The 2,930-nt window shown below is 67.1% G+C and carries 3 protein-coding genes and 1 pseudogene; all 4 read left to right on the top strand.

Features of this window, described 5'->3' with window-relative positions:
* A pseudogene (locus ACE3T5_RS21405) lies at positions 1–240 on the top strand (FadR family transcriptional regulator); the annotation flags it as partial.
* A gap of 13 nt (positions 241–253) precedes the next feature.
* Entirely contained in the window at positions 254–796 is a 543-nt protein-coding gene (locus tag ACE3T5_RS21400) for a TRAP transporter small permease (protein WP_374670134.1), read from the top strand.
* Positions 793–2,091, top strand: coding sequence for a TRAP transporter large permease subunit (locus tag ACE3T5_RS21395; RefSeq protein ID WP_374670133.1), 1,299 nt, complete (start codon positions 793–795; stop codon positions 2,089–2,091). The genes ACE3T5_RS21400 and ACE3T5_RS21395 overlap by 4 nt, the downstream gene beginning before the upstream one ends.
* Positions 2,092–2,126: 35 nt before the next feature.
* A partial coding sequence (locus ACE3T5_RS21390) for a DctP family TRAP transporter solute-binding subunit (protein WP_374670132.1) occupies positions 2,127–2,930 on the top strand: 804 nt, incomplete at its 3' end.

Here is a 2,930-nt window from a genome sequence, read left to right as displayed (position 1 = left end):
CTCTCGGCGCTGCTGCGCACCAGCTTCGAGATCTCCACCACCCGCAAGGACGGCCCGAAGAACTCGCTGCCCCTGCACCGCGCCGTGCTCGACGCCGTGATCGCGAAGGACCCCACGCGCGCCGAGCGCGCCATCCTCGTGCTCATCGACGGCGCCCGCGAAGACATCGAGACGGTGCTGGCCAGCCGCCGCCGCCTGCCCAACCTGGACACGCCGGCGCCGCTGCTGCGGGTGGCCTGAGACGACCGCGCACATGGACAAGGCCATCGACTGGTTCTTCAAGGGGCTCGAGTTCCTGGTCGTCGCCTGCCTGGTGGCCATGGTGTTCATGGTGTTCGGCAACGTGGTGCTGCGCTACGGCTTCAACAGCGGCATCCTGATCTCCGAGGAGATGTCGCGCTACTGCTTCATCTGGCTCACCTACATCGGCGCCATGATCGCCATGCGCGAGCGCGGGCACCTGGGCGTGGACACGCTGGTCAAGCACCTGCCGCGCGTGGGCAAGCAGATCTGCCTGTTCCTGAGCGAATCGCTCATGCTGTTCGTGAACGTGCTGTTCCTGGTCGGCACCTGGAAGATGCATGGCCTGCAGGTCACCAACGTGTCGCCGGTCGTGGGCATCTCCATGATCTGGGTCTACGGCATCGGCTACGTGGTGGCGGTGGTGATGGCGCTGTTCAACCTCTCGGTGCTGTGGCGCCTGTGCACCGGCCAGCTGTCGGAAGACGAACTGGTGCAGGTCGTCGAATCCGAGGATCTGCCGCATGAGGCCGCCGGCCAGGGAGCGCGCCCGTGACCGTGACCGTGTTCGTGGGCAGCCTGCTGGCCGCCATGGCCCTGGGCATGCCGATCGCCTACGCGCTGCTGGTGTGCGGCGTGGCGCTGATGGGCTTCATGGCCGCCACCGGCGCGCTGCCGGCGTTCGACTCGCAGATCCTCGCGCAGCGCTTCGTCGACGGCGCCGACAACTTCCCGCTGCTGGCCGTGCCCTTCTTCCTGCTGGCCGGCGAGTTCATGAACGCGGGCGGCCTCTCGCGCCGCATCGTCAACCTGGCCATGGCCTGGGTGGGGCACTTCCGCGGCGGCCTGGGCTACGTGGCCGTGCTGGCGGCGGTGATCATGGCTTCGCTCTCCGGCTCCGCCGTGGCAGACACGGCGGCGCTGTCGGCGCTGCTGATCCCGATGATGCGCCAGGCCGGCTACCAGGTGAACCGCTCCGCCGGCCTCATCGCCGCCGGCGGCATCATCGCGCCCATCATCCCGCCTTCCATCGGCATGATCATCTTCGGCGTGGCGGGCAACGTCTCCATCACCAAGCTGTTCCTCGCCGGCATCGTGCCCGGCATCCTGATGGGCGTGGCCATCGGCCTCACCTGGTGGTGGCTGGCCCGGCGCGAGAACGTGCAGCCGGCGCCGCGGCTGCCCATGGCGGAGCGGCTGCGCATCACCGGGCAGGGCACGCTGGCGCTGGCGCTGCCGGTGCTCATTCTCGGCGGCATGAAGTTCGGCGTGTTCACGCCGACCGAGGCCGCCGTGGTCGCCGCGGTGTACAGCTTCGTCGTCGGCCTGTTCATCTACCGCGAGCTGAAGTGGCGCGACCTGTACGGCCTGATCCTCGCCGCGGGCAAGACCACCTCGGTCGTGATGTTCCTGGTCGCCGCCGCCATGGTGAGCGCGTGGCTCATCACGGTGGCCAACATCCCCACCGAGGTGGCGAAGATGCTCGCCCCCTTCATGGACAACAAGACGCTGCTCATGCTGGTGATCATGGTGATCATCATCGTCGTGGGCACCGCGCTCGACTTCACGCCCACCGTGCTGATCCTCACGCCGGTGCTGATGCCGGTGATCAAGCAGGCCGGCATCGACCCCGTGTACTTCGGCGTGCTGTTCATCATGAACAACGCCATCGGCCTGATCACGCCGCCGGTGGGCACTGTGCTCAACGTCGTCTGCGGCGTGGCGCGCATCTCGCTCGACGACGCGTTCAAGGGCGTGATGCCGTTCTTCCTGGCACAGCTTGCGGTGCTGTTCGGCCTGGTGCTGTTCCCGGACATCGTGCTCGTGCCCCTCAAGTTCCTCATGAAGTGACCCCGCCGCCTCAACCCACCCCTAGGAGACAAACCATGATCAAGCGACGCACCCTCGTCACCCTCGCCGCCGGCCTGACCCTGGCCGCGGCGCCCGCCTTTGCGCAGTTCCAGGACCGCACCATCAAGTTCACCAACGGCGTGAACGAGGACCACCCGGTGGGCGTGGGCGTGAAGAAGATGCAGGAGATCCTGGCCGCCAAGACCGGCGGCAAGCTCAAGATCCAGGCCTTCTGGGGCGGCGCGGCCGGCGGCGACCTGCCGGCCACGCAGGCGCTGCGCGCCGGCACGCAGGAGATGGTGTGCACCTCGTCCTCACCCCTGGTGGGCATCGTGAAGGAACTGGGTGTGTTCGACCTGCCGTTCCTGTTCGCCAACGAGAAGGAGGCCGATGCGGTGCTCGACGGCCCCGCCGGCGCCTACTTCAACAAGAAGCTCGAAGAAGCGGGCCTGGTCAACCTGGCCTACTGGGAGAACGGCTTCCGCAACCTCACCAACAGCCGCAAGCCGGTGGCCAAGGTGGAGGACTTCGACGGCATCAAGCTGCGCGTGATGCAGAACAACATCTTCCTGGACACCTTCCGCACGCTGGGCACCAATGCCGTGCCCATGGCCTTCGGCGAGGTGTTCACCGCGCTGGAGACCAAGACGATCGACGGCCAGGAGAACCCCTTCGTCACCATCGAGACGTCGAAGTTCAACGAGGTGCAGAAGTACCTGTCGGTCACCCGCCACGCCTACACGCCGTTCCTGGTGCTGTACAGCAAGAAGCTGTGGGACCAGCTCTCCCCGCAGGAGCAGGCCGTGCTGCGCGAGGCGGCGATGGAGGGCCAGAAGGTG

This window comes from Ramlibacter sp., assembly GCF_041916345.1.
Taxonomy (GTDB): Bacteria; Pseudomonadota; Gammaproteobacteria; order Burkholderiales; family Burkholderiaceae_C; genus Ramlibacter.
This window is presented reverse-complemented; position numbering and strand designations above follow the sequence as displayed.

Bases quoted from the DNA above. Each gene is read 5' to 3' on its own strand.
- ACE3T5_RS21400 (WP_374670134.1), top strand. From the start codon at position 254: ATGGACAAGGCCATCGACTGGTTCTTCAAGGGGCTCGAGTTCCTGGTC.